The following is a 16,162-nucleotide window of genomic DNA, read 5'->3' as shown; positions in this document are numbered from 1 at the left end:
CCATGTTTGACACGGTGTTGGTGGCCAACCGCGGCGAGATCGCGGTGCGGGTGATCGCCACGTTGCGCCGACTGGGCATCAGGGCGGTGGCGGTCTACAGCGACGCCGACGCCGGCGCCCGGCACGTGTGCGAGGCCGACACCGCGGTGCGGCTGGGTCCGGCCCCGGCCCGCGAGAGCTACCTGGACATCGCGAAGGTGCTGGACGCCGCGGCGCGCACCGGCGCGCAGGCGATCCACCCCGGCTACGGGTTCCTCTCGGAGAACGCGGATTTCGCCGCGGCCTGCGAACGCGCCGGGGTGGTGTTCCTGGGCCCGTCGGCGCGCGCCATCGAGGTGATGGGCGACAAGATCGCCGCCAAGAACGCCGTCGCCGCCTTCGATGTGCCGGTGGTGCCCGGGGTGGCCCGGCCGGGGTTGACCGACGACGACCTGGTCGCCGCGGCCGCCGAGGTGGGCTATCCGGTGCTGGTCAAGCCGTCGGCCGGCGGGGGCGGCAAGGGCATGCGCCTGGTCGAGGATCCCGCGCAGCTGCGGCCGGCGCTGGTCGGGGCGCGGCGGGAGGCGGCGGCGTCGGTCGGGGACGACACGCTGTTTTTGGAGCGGGTCGTGCTGCGCCCCCGCCCTATCGAGGTGCAGGTGCTCGCCGACCGGCAGGGCCATGTGGTGCACCTGGGGGAGCGCGAATGCAGCCTGCAGCGCCGCCACCAGAAGGTCATCGAAGAGGCGCCGTCGCCGCTGCTGGACCCGGGCACCCGGGCGCGGATCGGCGCGGCGGCCTGCAACACCGCCCGCAGCGTCGACTATCTCGGCGCCGGCACGGTGGAGTTCATCGTCTCCGCGGACCGGCCCGACGAGTTTTTCTTCATGGAGATGAACACCCGGCTGCAGGTCGAGCATCCGGTCACCGAGGCCGTCACCGGGTTGGACCTGGTGGAGTGGCAGCTGCGGGTGGCGGCCGGGGAGAAGCTGCCGTTCGCCCAGGACGACATCGAGCTGCGCGGCCACGCCATCGAAGCCCGGGTCTACGCCGAGGACCCGGCCCGCGACTTCCTGCCCACCGGCGGGCGGGTGCTCGACGTGGTCGAACCCGCCGCGCCCGGGGTGCGGGTGGACTCGTCGCTGCAGCCGGGCACCGTGGTGGGCAGCGACTACGACCCGATGCTGGCCAAGGTGATCGCGCACGGCGCCGACCGCGCCGAAGCGCTAACGCGGCTGGACGCGGCGCTGGCCGGCACCGCGGTGCTCGGGGTGCAGACCAACATCGAGTTCCTGCGCTTCCTGCTGGCCGACGAGCGGGTCGCCGCCGGGGACCTGGACACCGGGCTGCTGGACGCGCGGCTGGCCGACTTCGCGCCGACGCCGGCGCCCGACGATGTGCTGGCCGCCGGGGGCCTGTATCGGCAGTGGGCGTTGGCGCGCCGCGCCGGCGACAACCTGTGGGCGGCGCCCAGCGGGTGGCGGGTCGGCGGCGCCGCACCGGTGCGCACCGCGATGCGCACCCCGCTGCGCACCGAGACGGTCTCGGTGTGGGGGCTGCCGCACTCGGCGCGCGTGCAGGTCGGCGATGGTGAGATCTGCTGCGCCAGCGGGCAACTGCGCGACGGGCAGCTGAGTGTGACGCTGGACGGCGTGCGCCGGTGCTTCGCGGTGGCCGAGGCGGACCGGCACCTGTGGATCGCCGACGAGCGGGGCACCTGGCAGCTGCGGGAGGCCGAGGAGAGCACCGTGGTCCGGTCCGTCGGCCCGCGGCAGGCCGAGATCGTCAGCCCGATGCCCGGCAGCGTGATCGCCGTGCACGTCACCTCCGGCGCCGAGATCGCCGAGGGCGCCGCGGTGGTGGTCGTGGAGGCGATGAAGATGGAACACACGTTGACCGCGCCGATCTCCGGCCGGGTCGACGTGCTGGTGTCGGTCGGCGACCAGGTCACGGTGGACCAGGTGTTGGCGCGACTGGTGCCCGAGAACGCGGAAGAGGACGAGCAGTCATGACGACGAGCATCACCACGGCAGCTACCCTGCCCAACGAATACCGGGAGCTGCGCGACACGGTGGCCGATTTCGCGCGCACCCTGGTCGCGCCGGTGGCGGCCAAACACGATGAGGAGCACAGCTTCCCGTACGAGGTCGTCGCCAAGATGGGGGAGATGGGGCTGTTCGGCCTGCCGTTCCCGGAGGAATACGGCGGCATGGGCGGCGACTACTTCGCGCTGGCGCTGGCGCTGGAGGAACTCGGCAAGGTCGACCAGTCGGTGGCGATCACGCTGGAAGCCGGGGTGAGCCTGGGCGCGATGCCGATCTACCGGTTCGGCACCGAGCAGCAGAAACAGCAGTGGCTGCCGCGGCTGACCGCGGGCACCGCGCTGGCCGGCTTCGGGCTCACCGAGCCGGGGTCGGGCTCCGACGCCGGCGGCACCCGCACCACGGCCCGGCTGGACGGCGGGGAGTGGGTGATCAACGGGTCCAAGCAGTTCATCACCAACTCGGGCACCGACATCACCGCCGCGGTCACCGTCACCGCGGTCACCGGAACCCGCGCCGACGGCAAGAAAGAGATCTCCACGATCATCGTCCCGTCCGGCACACCGGGATTCACCGTCGAGCCGACCTACAACAAGGTCGGCTGGAACGCCTCGGACACCCACCCGTTGACCTTCGTCGACGCCCGGGTGCCCGAGGAGAACCTGCTGGGCGCCCGCGGCACCGGGTATGCGAACTTCCTGTCCATCCTCGACGAGGGCCGCATCGCGATCGCCGCGCTGGCCACCGGGGTGGCGCAGGGCTGCGTCGACGAAAGCGTGAAGTACGCCGGCGAACGGGAATCGTTCGGGCAGCCGATCGGGTCGTATCAGGCGATCAGCTTCAAGATCGCCCGGATGGAGGCGCGGGCCCACGTCGCGCGCACCGCCTATTACGATGCGGCGGCCAAGATGCTGGCGGGCCAGCCCTTCAAGAAGGAGGCGGCGATCGCCAAGATGGTCAGCTCGGAGGCGGCGATGGACAACGCCCGCGACGCCACCCAGATCCACGGCGGCTACGGTTTCATGAACGAGTACCCGGTGGCGCGGCACTACCGGGATTCCAAGATCCTCGAAATCGGAGAGGGCACAACGGAGGTGCAACTGATGCTTATCGCGCGATCGCTGGGGCTCGCGTGAGCCGCCCCGACCCCGGCGAGACGGAATCTGGCGACGCCGCGTCGGCGCGTCGCGTCGCAGGATTCCCACTCGGCGAGGGGAAGACCGTCGAACAGCGCGGATTGTGGTTCGAGGAATACGAGATCGGCACCACCTATGCCCACCGGCCCGGACGCACCCTGACCGAAGCCGACAACGTGCTGTTCACCACGTTGACGATGAACACCCAGTCGTTGCACCTGGACGCGGCCTGGGCCGGGCAGCAGCCCGGCTTTCGGGGGGAGCGGCTGGTGAACTCGATGCTGACGCTGTCCACGCTGGTGGGGCTGTCGGTGGCGCAGCTGACGTTGGGCACCATCGTGGCGAACCTGGGTTTTACCGAGGTGTCGTTCCCGAAGCCGGTGTTCCACGGCGACACGCTGTACGCGGAGACCGTCTGCACCGGCAAGCGGGAATCCAAGAGCCGCCCCGGGGAGGGCATCGTCACCCTCGAGCACATCGGGCGCAACCAGGACGGCGAGGTGGTGGCGCGCGCGGTGCGCACCACCCTGGTGCGCAAGCGGCCGGACGGAGACGGCGCATGAGCCTGCGTGCGGCCGGTCCGGCGTGGTTGTTTTGCCCGGCCGACCGTCCGGAGCGGTTCGCCAAGGCCGCCGCGGCCGCCGACGTGGTGATCCTGGACCTCGAGGACGGGGTCGCGGCCGCCGACCGGCCCGCCGCCCGCAAGGCGCTGGTCGACACCCCGCTGGACCCGGCGCGCACCGTGGTGCGGGTCAACCCGGCCGGCACCGACGATCAGGCCCGCGACCTGGAGGCCCTGGCCGGCACTCCCTACACCACGGTGATGCTGGCGAAAACCGAATCCGCCGCCCAGGTCGCGGCGCTGGCGCCGCGTGACGTGATCGCGCTGATCGAGACCCCGCGCGCGGCGGTGTTCGCCACCGAAATCGCCGCCGCCGAGGCCACCGTGGCGTTGATGTGGGGTGCCGAAGACCTGGTGGCGGCGCTGGGCGGCGGCTCCAGCCGGCGCGCCGACGGCGGGTACCGGGATGTGGCCCGCCACGTGCGCTCCACGGCGCTGCTGGCCGCCTCGGCGTTCGGTCGGATGGCGCTGGACGCCGTGCATCTGGACATCGGTGACCTGGCCGGGCTGGAGGCCGAGGCACTCGACGGGGCGGCGGTCGGGTTCGACGCCACCGTGTGCATCCACCCGAGCCAGATCCCGGTGGTGCGCAACGCCTACCGCCCGGCGCCGGACAAGGTCGACTGGGCGCGCCGGGTGCTGGAGGCCGCCCGCACCGAACGCGGCGTGTTCGCGTTCGAGGGCCAGATGGTGGACTCCCCGGTGCTGCGGCACGCCGAGGCGATCCTGCGCCGCGCGGAGTAAAGCCGCCGACCGATGCGGCGTCCCTCACTCGGGCCGGATTCGGTGTCATTTCGGTGCAATTTCTACGCATGCCTGACTTCAGGCGCGTTGACTCTGCGTCCACCCGGCGCCCTTCTCGAACTTTTGCGTGGTCAGCGCAGAGTCAACGCCGGTGGCCTCCGTGCGACGCTCACGGGAAGGCGCGGTAGCGATCTATGAAAGCTAACGAGTTCGACGAACGGTTCGACAACGGCGAGGACATGGCTGCCGCCCTCGATACCGCGCGGGCACGGCGCCCCGGCGAGGAACATCGGCGTGTCAACGTCGATTTCCCGGTCTGGATGATCGCCGAACTCGACCGCGAAGCGACGCGGCTCGGAGTCACCCGCCAATCACTTATCAAGGTCTGGATCGCCGAGAAGCTTGACCAGGGCGGTCACATCGCGGCTTGACCGTCGCCTGACAGCAAATGCGGCGACACGTCCACAGCCCGGCTCCACGTGCGCACGGTCCCTCGGGATTCGCTGGCATAATTGAGGGAAGCGCCCCAAGGAGGCGGGTATGGCCAAGAATCGTCCAACAGCGATGGCCATCGACCTCGAGCCGGTGGCGCTGATCGACGCTGACGGCGCCCCCACCACCGAAACCCGGTACCGCCGGGTTCTGCCCACCGAGACGCTGTGCTGGCTCTACGAGATGATGGTGGTCACCCGCGAGCTGGACACCGAGCTGATCAACCTGCAACGCCAGGGGGAGCTGGCGCTGTTCGCCTCCTGCCGCGGCCAGGAGGCCGCCCAGATCGGTGCGGCCGCCTGCCTGCGCAAGACCGACTGGTTGTTTCCGCAATACCGCGAACTCGGCGTATTCCTGGTGCGCGGCATCCCGGCCGCCCACGTGGCCGCCGCCTGGCGCGGCACCTGGAACGGCGGGTTGGGCTTCACCGAGAAGTGCTGCGCCCCGATCTCGGTTCCGGTGGGTACCCAAACCTTGCACGCGGTCGGCGCCGCGATGGCCGCGCAACGCCTCGGCGAGGACTCGGTCACGGTCGCGTTCCTCGGCGACGGCGGCACCAGCGAGGGCGACGCGCACGAGGCGCTGAACTTCGCGGCGGTGTTCGATGCGCCATGCGTGTTCTACGTGCAGAACAACCAGTGGGCGATCTCCGTGCCGGTCGCCCACCAGACCGCCGCGGAGTCGATCGCCCACAAGGCCATCGGCTACGGGATGCCCGGCATCCGGGTCGACGGCAACGATCCGCTGGCCTGCTACGCGGTGATGGCCGAGGCCGCCGCGCGGGCCCGGGCCGGCGGCGGACCCACCCTGATCGAGGCGGTCACCTACCGGCTGGGCCCGCACACCACCTCCGACGACCCCACCCGTTATCGCCCCCAGGACGAATTCGACCGGTGGTCGGCGCTGGACCCGATCCCGCGCTACCGCACCTACTTGCAGGGCCAGGGTTTGTGGACGCAGCGACTCGAGGACCGCATCTGGGCCCGGGTGGACCGGCTGCGCACCGAGCTGCGGGCGGCGGTGGTGGAGGGACCCGATATCGACGTCGACGAACTGTTCACCACGGTGTTCGCCGAGATGACCCCCGCGCTCGAGGAACAACGCCGAGCGCTGCGCGCCGAGCTGGCCCAGGCGGAGTGAGGGAGGTGCGCGCATGACCCAGATCGCCGAACCCCCCACCCGGGCAACGACGGTGCGCGCGCCGACCGAGTCGGTGACGATGGTGGCGGCGCTGAACCGGGCGCTGCACGACGCGATGGCCCAAGACGAGAAGGTGCTGGTTTTCGGCACCGACGTCGCCGCCCAGGGCGGGGTGTTCCGGGTGACCGAGGGGTTAGCCGAAACGTTCGGCGAGCAGCGCTGTTTCGACACCCCGCTGGCGGAGTCCGCGCTGATCGGCATCACGGTCGGGATGGCGCTGCGCGGCTTTGTGCCGGTGCCCGAAATCCAGTTCGACGGGTTCACCTATCCGGCGTTCGACCAGCTGGTCAGCCACGTGGCCAAATACCGGTCCCGCACCCGCGGCCAGATCGATATGCCGATCACGGTCCGCGTCCCGTCATTCGGGGGAATCGGTGCCGCCGAACATCATTCGGAATCCACCGAGTCGTATTGGGCGCACACCGCCGGGTTGAAGGTGGTGGTGCCGGCGACCCCGTCGGACGCCTACTGGCTGTTGCGACATGCCATCGGGTGCCCGGACCCGGTGATGTTCCTGGAGCCCAAGCGTCGCTACTGGGCCCGCGACGTCGTCGACTTCGCCCACCCGGCACCGCCGATCGGTCGGGCCGCGGTGCGCCGGGCCGGCACCGACGTCACCGTGTTGACCTACGGTGCGCTGGTCGGCACCGCCCTGTCGGCAGCCGAACTCGCCGCCGAACGGCACGGGTGGAGCCTGGAGGTCGTCGACCTGCGGTCGCTGGTGCCGTTGGACTTCGACACCGTCGCCGCCTCGGTGCGGCGGACCGGTCGGTGCGTGGTGCTGCACGAAGGCCCCCGCAGCCTGGGCTACGGCGCGGAGCTGGCCGCCCGCATTTCCGAGGAGCTGTTCTACGAGCTGGAGGCGCCGGTGTTGCGGGCCTGCGGATTTGACACCCCGTACCCGCCGGCGCGGCTGGAGCGGCTGTGGCTGCCGGGCCCGGATCGCCTGCTGGACTGCGTCCAACGCGCGCTGGAGATGCCGTGACCCCGGAGACCGACCGGGTCAAACCATTTCTGGTGCCCGACCTGGGTGAGGGTCTCGACGAGGTGACGGTGTCGAGCTGGAACGTCGCCGTCGGCGACGACGTACACCTCAACCAGACGCTGTGCACCGTGGAGACCGCGAAAGCCGCCGTGGAGATCCCCAGCCCGTACTCGGGCCGGATCGTCGAACTCGGCGGCCCCGAAGGCGCGGTGCTGCCGGTCGGCGCCCTGCTGGCGCGCATCGACACCCAGCCGGACGCGGCGGCGCCCAACGGCAAGACCCCGACCCGCCGGCCGGTGCTGGTGGGCTACGGCGCCGACGATGCGGTCGACACCAGCCGCCGCACCCCCGCCGCACGACCCAAGACCAAGCCCGCGGTCCGGAAACTGGCCGCCGAACTGGGCGTCAACCTGGCCGAGGTGGCACCGGGCCCGGACGGGGTGATCACCCGCGACGCCGTCCTCGGCGCCGCCCAGACCGCACCGCCCGACGCCGGTTACGACGTCGTCGCGGTCGGCGCGGTGCAGGCGGCGATGGCCGAGCGGATGGCGGCGTCGCGCCGCCAGATCCCGGACGCGCACGCCAGCGTGCAGGTCGACGGCACCCGGCTGCTGGCGCTGCGGGACCGGCTGGCCGCGGCGGCCGGTGACGACACCATCACCCCGTTCGTGCTCACGCTGCGGCTGCTGGTCATCGCCCTGACCCACCACCGGGTCCTCAACTCCAGCTGGGTGGAGACCGCCGATGGCCCCCGGGTGCACTGCCACCACGGGGTGCACCTGGGTGTCGCGGTGGCCGCCCCCCGCGGGCTGCTGGTGCCGGTGGTCACCGATGCGCACACCAAGACCACCCGCGAACTCGCCGCGTGCGTGGACCGGCTGATCCGCGACGCGCACGCCGGCACGCTGACCCCCGCCGACCTGCGCGGCTCGACGTTCACGGTGTCCAACTTCGGTGCCCTCGGGGTGGACGAGGGGGTGCCGGTGATCAACCCGCCGGAGGCCGCCATCGTGGGGATCGGATCGCTCAAACCGCGGCCGGTCGTCGTCGACGACGCCGTCGTCATCCGCCCCCAGATGACGCTGACCTGCGCGTTTGATCACCGGATCGCGGACGGCGCGCAGGTGGCCGGGTTCCTGGGCGAGCTGCGCGGCCTCATCGAATCGCCCGAGACCGCGCTGCTGGACCTGTAGCCGCGCCGATTGTGCGCCGCACAGTCAGGGACGTCGGCGTTGGGCGGCGGCCAGCCGGGCGGCGAACTCCGGGGATTGCGTCGAGGCGGCCTGCGGGCCGAGTTCGGTGCGCATCGCCGACTGGTGCTGGTCGGTGTCCAGCGCGCCGGGGCTGGCGGTGGCGCGCATGGTGGCCTTGGTGGCCACCACCACCTCGCGCGGCGCCGCCGCCGGGCCGGCGGCCAACTCCAGGGCGGCGGCGACCGGGTCGTCGGCCACCTGCAGGGCCAGCCCGTGCCGGACCGCGGCCTCGGCGTCGAAACGCATCCCGAACAACAGGGCGGCGCGGGCGGCCTGGACTCCGACCGCACGCTGCAGCATCCAGGTGGCGCCCCCGCCGGGGTGCAGCCCCAACTTCTGGAAGCGGGCGTCGAACAACGCCGCCGGCCCGGCGATGCGCACGTCGGCGGCCAGCGCCAGGTTCAGCCCGGCGCCGACGGCCGCGCCGTTGACCGCCGCGATTGTCGGCAGCGAGCAGGCGCCCACCGCCATGAAACCGTCGTAGAGCTCCAGCAGCCCCTGCTCGGCGGCCGCGCCCAGGGCGCTCAGGTCCGCACCCGCGCAAAACGCCTTGCCCGCCCCGGTGACCACGACGGCATGCACCGCCGGGTCGGCCTCGGCCCGCTGCACGGCGGCGCGCAACTGCGCCGACATCGCCGCGGTGACCGCGTTGCGCCGCTCCGGGTCGTTGACGGTGATCAGCGCGACGCGATCGGCAACGTCGTAGCGGACGAGGTCGGCTTGGGCCATCGGGCACCTCCGCGGGATGGGCGAATGAGCGCAAACAACGCTACGGGACGGGTGCTACACAGTTTCGGTGGGCGCCCCCGGCAGGACTCGAACCTGCGACCACAAGATTAGAAGTCATGTGCTCTATCCAGCTGAGCTACGGGGGCAATGCGCTGGTCAGTCTATCCAACCGGGAACCGGGCGGCCGGGAGCCGCCACGCCCGCCGGAAATCCTGCTGCCGGTTTTGGAGAAGGGTGTGACCCGGCCGCGGGTCGCCGACGATGCGGCGGCGCCCGGGCGCGGGCGCGCCGCCCCGAACCGGCTGCGCCGCACCGCCTCACGCCGCGGCCAACGGGCCGCCGGCACCGGCCGATTTTTCAAATCGACCGATTGACACGTCATTTCGTTCGCGGTCGGCGGCGGCGCGGACCGATCCGTACAATCGGCTCTCGCTGCCGCGTCCACCGGGTTAGCGTTGGGTTTGGTATGTAGAACTGGGCAGAGGGGTTGGGAGGCGGCCGTGGCTGATCTTGTCGATACCGCCGGATTACCGGTCGAGCTGGGGGCGGTCGACTATCTGCTGCACCGCGGCGAAGCCAACCCGCGGACTCGGTCGGGGATCATGGGGGTGGAGCTGCTGGACGCCACCCCCGACTGGGACCGGTTCCGGGCCCGCTTCGAAAACGTGTCCCGACGGGTGTTGCGGCTGCGGCAGAAGGTGGTCGTCCCGACCCTGCCGACGGCGGCGCCGCGCTGGGTGGTCGACCCCGACTTCAACCTGGACTTCCATGTGCGGCGGGTGCGGGCCCCGGAACCCGGCACCCTGCGCGAGGTGCTCGATCTCGCCGAAGTGATCCTGCAGTCGCCGCTGGACATCTCGCGGCCGCTGTGGACGGTGACGCTGGTCGAAGGCCTGGCCGACGGGCGGGCCGCGACCCTGCTGCACATCAGCCACGCCGTCACCGACGGGGTGGGCGGTGCCGAAATGTTCGGCCAGATCTACGATCTGGAGCGCGACCCGCCCGAACGGCCGACGCCGCCGCAGCCGGTGCCGCAAGATCTGTCACCCAATGACCTGATGCGCGAAGGCATTAACCACCTGCCCGGCGCGGTGGTGGGCGGTGCCCGCGACGTGCTCGTCGGCGCGCTCTCGGTGGTGGGGCGCACGGTGCGCAACCCGGGTTCGGCGGTGGCCGGTGTGCTCGGCTATGCGCGGTCGGGCGCGCGGGTGATCAGCCAGGCCGCCGAGCCGTCGCCGCTGCTGCGCCGCCGCAGCCTGGCGACCCGCAGCATCGCCCTCGACATCCCGCTGTCCGACCTGTACCGGGCCGCCAAGAGCGGGGGCGGTTCGGTCAACGACGCCTACCTGGCCGGGCTGTCCGGTGCGCTGGGCCGCTACCACGAAGCCCTCGGGGTGCCGATCGCCACGCTGCCGATGGCGGTGCCGGTCAACCTGCGCGCCGAAGCCGACCCCGCCGGCGGCAACCGCTTCACCGGGGTGAACGTGGCCGCCCCGGTCGGTGTCGCCGACCCGGTGGAGCGGATGAAGCGGATCCGCGCGCAGATGACGCAGCGCCGCGAGGAACCCGCCCTGGACATGATCGGTTCGGTGGCGCCGGTGCTGAGCGTGCTGCCGACGTCGGTTCTGGAGATGGTGACCGGTTCGGTCGTCGCCTCCGACGTGCAGGCCAGCAATGTGCCGTTCTACCCCGGGGACACCTATATCGCGGGGGCAAAGGTGTTGCGGCACTACGGCCTTGGGCCGTTGCCGGGGGTGGCGATGATGGTCGTGCTGATCTCCCGGGGCGGGTTCTGCACGATCACGGTGCGCTACGACCGGGCCGCGGTCCGCGACGCGGCGCTGTTCACCCGCTGTTTGACCGAGGGGTTCGACGAGGTGCTGGCCCTGGCCGGTGACCCCGCCCCGCACTGCACGCTGGCGTCGTCGCCGTCGGCGGTGAGCTCATGACCGACACCAAAGCACCCTCGCCGCGCGCCTTGCGGCTGCCCGGGTCGGTCGCCGAGATCGCCGCCAGCCCACCGGGGCCGAAAATCGGCGCGTTCTTCGACCTGGACGGCACGTTGGTGGCGGGCTTCACCGCGGTCATCCTCACCCAGGAGCGGTTCCGGCGTCGCGACATGGGTGTGGGCGAGCTGATCAGCATGGTGCAGGCCGGCCTCAACCACCAGTTGGGCCGCATCGAATTCGAACAACTCATCACCACCGCGTCCTCGGCGCTGCGCGGACGCTCGCTGAGCGACCTGGAGGAGATCGGCGAACGGCTGTTCGTGCAGAAGATCGCGTCGCGGATCTACCCGGAGATGCGGGAGTTGGTGCGCGCGCACCTGGCCCGTGGCCACACCGTGGTGCTCAGCTCCTCGGCATTGACCATCCAAGTCGAACCGGTGGCCCGGTTCCTCGGCATCACCAACACCTTGACCAACCGGTTCGAGACCGACGAGAACGGGGTGCTCACCGGCGGGGTGGTGAACCCGATCCTGTGGGGCCCCGGTAAGGCCGCCGCCGTGCAGCGGTTCGCCGCCGAACACGATATCGACTTGCAGGACAGCTACTTCTACGCCGACGGCGACGAGGACGTGGCGTTGATGTACCTGGTCGGCAACCCGCGACCGACTAACCCCGAAGGCAAGATGGCCGCGGTCGCGCGGCGCCGCGGCTGGCCGATTCTGCGGTTTTCCAGCCGCGGCAGCGGCGGGTTGTTCGGCCAGTTGCGCACGGTGGCCGGGCTGGGGTCGCTGGTCCCGGTCGGCGCCGGCGCGGTGGGGTGGGGGTTGCTCACCCGCAGCCGGCGCCGCGGGGTGAACTTCTTCACCGCGAACTTTCCGCAGCTGCTGTTGGGGATCAACGGGGTGCGGCTGCACGTGCTCGGCAAGGAGAACCTGACCGCGCAGCGGCCGGCGGTGTTCATCTTCAACCACCGCAACCAGGTGGACCCGGTCATCGCCGCCTCGCTGGTGCGGGACAACTGGATCAGCGTGGGCAAGAAGGAACTTGAACGCGACCCCATCGCGGGCACCCTGGGCCGGCTGACCGAGGCCGCGTTCATCGACCGGGACAACCCCACCGCTGCGGTGGAGACGCTGCAGCAAGTCGAGGAGCGCGCCAAGAAGGGCTTGTCGGTGATGATCGCCCCGGAAGGCACCCGGGTGGACACCACCGGGGTCGGGCCGTTCAAGAAGGGGCCGTTTCGGATCGCGATGGCGGCCGGAATCCCGATCGTGCCGATCGTGATCCGCAACGCCGAGGTCGTCGCCGCCCGGGACTCGGTCAGCATCAACCCGGGCACGGTGGATGTCGCTGTCTTCCCGCCGATTTCCGTCGACGACTGGACGGTGGACAACCTGGACGACCGGATCGCCGCGGTGCGCCAACTGTATCTGGACACCCTGGCCAGCTGGCCGGACGGCGAGCTGCCCGAGGTCGGGCTGTATCGCAAACCGGCCGCCCGGAAGGCCGCCACGAAGACCGCGCCGCGCAAGGCGGCCAAAAAAGCGGCCGCCAAAAAAGTCGCGCCCAAAGCGGCCAAGGCGGCCAACCCCAAACCGAGGGGGCGGTCATGACGACACCGGAACCGGTCAGCTTCACCACCACCGAGGACGCGCTGGTGCTGGCCTCGGTGAGCTCGGCGGTGGAGGCCGACCTGGTCAAGAGCTGGCTGCGGCGGCACCGCGCCGAGCACCCGCAGACCAAGATCGACGTGGTGGAGCTGCCGGCCCGCGACGCCGCCCCGGCGGCCCTGGCGCAGCTGGTGGAGCAACTGGAGGCCGACGAGGACCGCTCGGTGGTTCCGGTGCGGGTGTTCTGGATGCCGCGGGCGGGCGCGTCGGCGCTGTCCCGGCTGGCGGCGGTGCTGCCGGGTCGAGATCCCTACCACCCCAACGAACGTCAGCAGCGGCGGATCGTGCACACCGAACCGTCCCGGGTCCGGGTGGTGGCCGGTGAATCGGCGAAGGTGTCCGAGCTGCGTCAGCAGTGGCGCGACCAGACGGTGGGGGACAGCCCCCGCGATTTCGCCCACTTCGTCACCCGGCGGGCGCTTCTGGCGATGGAACGCGCCGAGTACCGGATCCTGGGGCCGCAATACAAGTCGCCGCGGCTGGTCAAGCCGGAGATCTTGGCGTCCGCGCGGTTCCGCGCCGGCCTGGAGAAGATCCCGGGCGCCACCCTGGAAGAAGCCGGCAAGATGCTCGACGAACTGGCCACCGGCTGGAGCCGGGTGTCGGTCGACCTGGTGTCGGTGCTGGGCCGGCTGCTCAGCCGCGGCTTCGACCCCGACCTGGACTACGACGAATACCAGATCGCGGCGATGCGCGCCGCGCTGGAAGCCCACCCGGCGGTGCTGCTGTTTTCCCACCGGTCCTACATCGACGGCGCGGTGGTGCCGGTGGCGATGCAGGAGAACCGGCTGCCGCCGGTGCACGTGTTCGCCGGGATCAACCTGGCATTCGGGGTGATGGGTCCGCTGATGCGGCGCTCGGGGGTCATCTTCATCCGGCGCAGCATCGACACCGCGCTGTATAAGTACGTGCTCAAGGAGTACGTCGGCTACGTCGTCGAGAAGCGGTTCAACCTGAGCTGGTCGATCGAGGGCACCCGGTCGCGGACCGGGAAAATGCTGCCGCCCAAGCTGGGCCTGATGAGCTACGTCGCCAACGCCTACCTCGACGGGCGCGCCGACGACATTCTGCTGCAACCGGTGTCGATCAGCTTCGACCAGTTGCACGAGATCGCCGAGTACGCCGCCTACGCCCGCGGCGGCGAGAAGACCCCGGAGAGCTTCGGCTGGCTGTACAACTTCATCAAGGCCCAGGGCGAACGCAACTACGGCAAGATCTACGTCCGCTTCCCCGAGGCGGTGTCGATGCGCCAGTACCTCGGCGACCCCGGCGGGGAGGTCGCCACCGACGACGCCGCCCGGCGGCTGGCGCTGCAGAAGATGGCGTTCGAGGTGGCCTGGCGGATCCTGCGGGCCACCCCGATCACCGCCACCGGGTTGGTGTCGGCGCTGCTGCTGACCACCCGTGGGCTGGCGCTGACCCTCGACCAGCTGCACCACACCCTGCAGGACTCGCTGGACTACTTGGACCGCAAGCAAACCCCGGTATCCACCAGTGCGCTGCGGCTGCGCACCCCCGAAGGGGTGCGCGCGGCGGTCGACGCGCTGTCCAACGGGCATCCGATCACCCGGGTGGACGGCGGCCGCGAACCGGTGTGGCGCATCGCCCCCGAAGACGAGCATGCCGCCGCGTTCTACCGGAACTCGGTGATCCACGCCTTCTTGGAAACCTCCATCGTCGAGTTGGCGCTGTCGCACGTGCGGCGGGTCGACGACGACCGGCTGCAGGCGTTCTGGGACCAGGCGATGCGGCTGCGTGACCTGCTGAAGTTCGATTTCTACTTCGCCGACTCGGCGGCGTTTCGGGCCAACATCGCCGAAGAAATGGCCTGGCACGGCGACTGGGAAACCCGGGTCGCCGCCGGCGGCGACGAGATCGACGCCATGCTGTACGCCAAGCGGCCGCTGATGGCGGGCTCGATGCTGCGGGTGTTCTTCGAGGCCTACGAGATCGTCGCCGACGTGTTGCGCAGCGCCCCGGCCGAGATCGGCGACCAAGACCTGACCCAGGTCGCGCTCGGGGTCGGTCGCCAGTACGTGGCCCAAGGCCGGGTGCGCAGCAGCGAGTCGGTGTCCACCTTGCTGTTCGCGACCGCGCGGCAGGTGGCCGCCGACCAGGACCTGCTGCAGCCCGCCGACGATCTGGGCGACCTGATGGAGCGGCGGGCGGCGTTTCGGCGCGAGCTGCGCGACATCCTGCGCGACATCAACCACGTCGACAAGATCGCCCGCGCGCAGTTCGTCGCCCGCGAAGCCGAGCGGCGCCAGCGCGACTCCTGAGCCCGTCGGCCCGGCTCAGCCGCCCCGAGTCTAGGCCCATACGCTGGAGGTATGGCGTCCACGACTTCCGGCAGACACGCGACGGTGTGGCCGATGCTGGTCGGCGTCGCGGTGCTGGCCGGGAGCGTGGCGGCCGGGCTGGCCGCGTTGTCGCTGGCCGACGCGCTGACCGCCACCGGCCTGCCCGACCCGGGGCCGGTCACCACGCTGGGACTGCCGTTTGTCCGGGCGGCCGGCGAGGTCGCGGCGGTGCTGGCGGTCGGGTCGGTCCTGTTCGCCGCGTTTTTGGTCCCGCCGCAGGACAACGGGGTGCTCGATGTCGCCGGCTACCGGGCGCTGCGGCTGGGCAGCGTCGCGTCCGGGGTGTGGGCGGTGTGCGCGGCGCTGCTGGTGCCGCTGACCATCTCCGACGTGTCCGGCCAGCCGCTGGTCAACCACCTCAACCCGGTGACGGTGTGGTCGCTGGCCAGCCTGATCGACATCGCCACCGCGTGGCGGTGGACCGCGCTGCTGGCCGCGGCGGTGGCGCTGGCCAGCCTGGCGGTGCTGCGCTGGGCGTGGACCCCGGTGCTGCTGGCCGCCGCGCTGGGCACCCTGGTGCCGCTGGGGTTGACCGGTCACTCGTCGGCCGGCGGCGCGCACGACCTGGCCACCAACGGCTTGCTGATCCACCTGTTCAGCGCGGGTCTGTGGGCCGGCGGTCTGCTGGCGCTGCTGGTGCACGCGGTGCGCGGCGGGCAGCACGCCGACCTGGCCGCGCGGCGGTTCTCCCTGCTGGCGCTGTGGTGTTTCGTGGCGATGGGATACAGCGGCGTCATCAACGCCCTGGTCCGGGTGCTGCCGTCGGACCTGCTGAGCACCGCCTACGGCCGGCTGGTGCTCGCCAAAGCCGTCGCGTTGGGGGTGCTGGGGGTGCTGGGCTGGCGGCAGCGGCGCCGCGGCGTGGCGGCCCTGCAAGCCGATCCGGCCGCCCGCGGCGCGCTGATCCGGTTAGCGCTGACCGAGGCCGCGGTGTTCGGCGTCACCTTCGGGGTGGCCGTTGCGCTGGGCCGCACCCCGCCGCCGCCCCCGCCGCTCCTGCG

14 protein-coding genes and 1 tRNA gene are annotated in these 16,162 nt (G+C 71.3%); 13 read left to right on the top strand and 2 right to left on the bottom strand.

Annotated elements, in window-relative coordinates; genetic code table 11:
- The first annotated feature begins 2 nt into the window (after positions 1-2).
- The 8 genes from BKN37_RS10960 (at position 3) to BKN37_RS10925 (ending at position 8,393) form a co-directional block, all read left to right on the top strand.
- Positions 3-1,991 (top strand): acetyl/propionyl/methylcrotonyl-CoA carboxylase subunit alpha, encoded by a 1,989-nt coding sequence (locus BKN37_RS10960; RefSeq protein WP_071025477.1) that lies wholly within the window; start codon positions 3-5, stop codon positions 1,989-1,991.
- Positions 1,988-3,157, top strand: coding sequence for an acyl-CoA dehydrogenase family protein (locus tag BKN37_RS10955; RefSeq protein WP_071025474.1), 1,170 nt, complete (start codon positions 1,988-1,990; stop codon positions 3,155-3,157). The genes BKN37_RS10960 and BKN37_RS10955 overlap by 4 nt, the downstream gene beginning before the upstream one ends.
- Positions 3,154-3,720 carry a MaoC family dehydratase gene (locus BKN37_RS10950; RefSeq protein WP_095407053.1) on the top strand — a complete coding sequence of 189 codons (567 nt, stop codon included), beginning with the start codon at positions 3,154-3,156 and terminating at the stop codon, positions 3,718-3,720. Before BKN37_RS10955 ends, BKN37_RS10950 begins: the two co-directional genes overlap by 4 nt.
- Complete coding sequence (locus BKN37_RS10945; protein WP_071025471.1) at positions 3,717-4,523, top strand: HpcH/HpaI aldolase/citrate lyase family protein; 807 nt, start codon at positions 3,717-3,719, stop codon at positions 4,521-4,523. Before BKN37_RS10950 ends, BKN37_RS10945 begins: the two co-directional genes overlap by 4 nt.
- 194 nt (positions 4,524-4,717) lie before the next feature.
- On the top strand, positions 4,718-4,954 hold the full coding sequence (gene brnA, locus BKN37_RS10940) for a type II toxin-antitoxin system BrnA family antitoxin (RefSeq protein ID WP_071025467.1): 237 nt from the start codon (positions 4,718-4,720) through the stop codon (positions 4,952-4,954).
- 109 nt (positions 4,955-5,063) lie between these two features.
- Positions 5,064-6,155 carry a pyruvate dehydrogenase (acetyl-transferring) E1 component subunit alpha gene (gene pdhA, locus BKN37_RS10935; protein ID WP_071025465.1) on the top strand — a complete coding sequence of 364 codons (1,092 nt, stop codon included), beginning with the start codon at positions 5,064-5,066 and terminating at the stop codon, positions 6,153-6,155.
- Between the two features lie 13 nt (positions 6,156-6,168).
- Positions 6,169-7,200 (top strand): alpha-ketoacid dehydrogenase subunit beta, encoded by a 1,032-nt coding sequence (locus BKN37_RS10930; RefSeq protein ID WP_071025462.1) that lies wholly within the window; start codon positions 6,169-6,171, stop codon positions 7,198-7,200.
- On the top strand, positions 7,197-8,393 hold the full coding sequence (locus BKN37_RS10925) for a dihydrolipoamide acetyltransferase family protein (protein WP_071025459.1): 1,197 nt from the start codon (positions 7,197-7,199) through the stop codon (positions 8,391-8,393). Before BKN37_RS10930 ends, BKN37_RS10925 begins: the two co-directional genes overlap by 4 nt.
- Before the next feature lie 24 nt (positions 8,394-8,417).
- Here BKN37_RS10925 and BKN37_RS10920 read toward each other — a convergent pair whose 3' ends face one another.
- Both BKN37_RS10920 and BKN37_RS10915 read right to left on the bottom strand, forming a co-directional pair.
- Complete coding sequence (locus tag BKN37_RS10920; protein ID WP_071025456.1) at positions 8,418-9,182, bottom strand: enoyl-CoA hydratase; 765 nt, start codon at positions 9,180-9,182, stop codon at positions 8,418-8,420.
- 72 nt (positions 9,183-9,254) lie between these two features.
- Positions 9,255-9,328, bottom strand: a tRNA-Arg gene (locus BKN37_RS10915).
- Between BKN37_RS10915 and BKN37_RS27715 the strand changes: the two genes are divergently transcribed.
- The 5 genes from BKN37_RS27715 to BKN37_RS10895 all read left to right on the top strand — a co-directional run.
- Entirely contained in the window at positions 9,299-9,556 is a 258-nt protein-coding gene (locus BKN37_RS27715; protein WP_083341718.1) for a hypothetical protein, read from the top strand. The two genes, BKN37_RS10915 and BKN37_RS27715, sit on opposite strands and share 30 nt — an antisense overlap.
- A gap of 126 nt (positions 9,557-9,682) precedes the next feature.
- Positions 9,683-11,131, top strand: a complete 1,449-nt coding sequence (locus BKN37_RS10910) for a wax ester/triacylglycerol synthase family O-acyltransferase (RefSeq protein WP_071025454.1) — start codon at positions 9,683-9,685, stop codon at positions 11,129-11,131.
- A complete protein-coding gene (locus BKN37_RS10905; protein WP_071025450.1) occupies positions 11,128-12,744 on the top strand; it encodes an HAD-IB family hydrolase/lysophospholipid acyltransferase family protein in 1,617 nt (538 codons plus the stop codon). The genes BKN37_RS10910 and BKN37_RS10905 overlap by 4 nt, the downstream gene beginning before the upstream one ends.
- A complete protein-coding gene (locus tag BKN37_RS10900) occupies positions 12,741-15,080 on the top strand; it encodes a glycerol-3-phosphate 1-O-acyltransferase (protein ID WP_071025447.1) in 2,340 nt (779 codons plus the stop codon). Before BKN37_RS10905 ends, BKN37_RS10900 begins: the two co-directional genes overlap by 4 nt.
- Before the next feature lie 51 nt (positions 15,081-15,131).
- Positions 15,132-16,162, top strand: a 1,031-nt coding sequence (locus BKN37_RS10895; protein ID WP_131823566.1) for a copper resistance D family protein, incomplete at its 3' end; no start/stop codon positions are given.

Origin of the sequence: Mycobacterium talmoniae, from assembly GCF_001854525.1 — a bacterium.
Classification (GTDB): Bacteria; Actinomycetota; Actinomycetes; order Mycobacteriales; family Mycobacteriaceae; genus Mycobacterium; species Mycobacterium talmoniae.
Note: the sequence above shows the minus strand (reverse complement) of the source record. Positions and strands in the feature narration are given on the sequence as shown.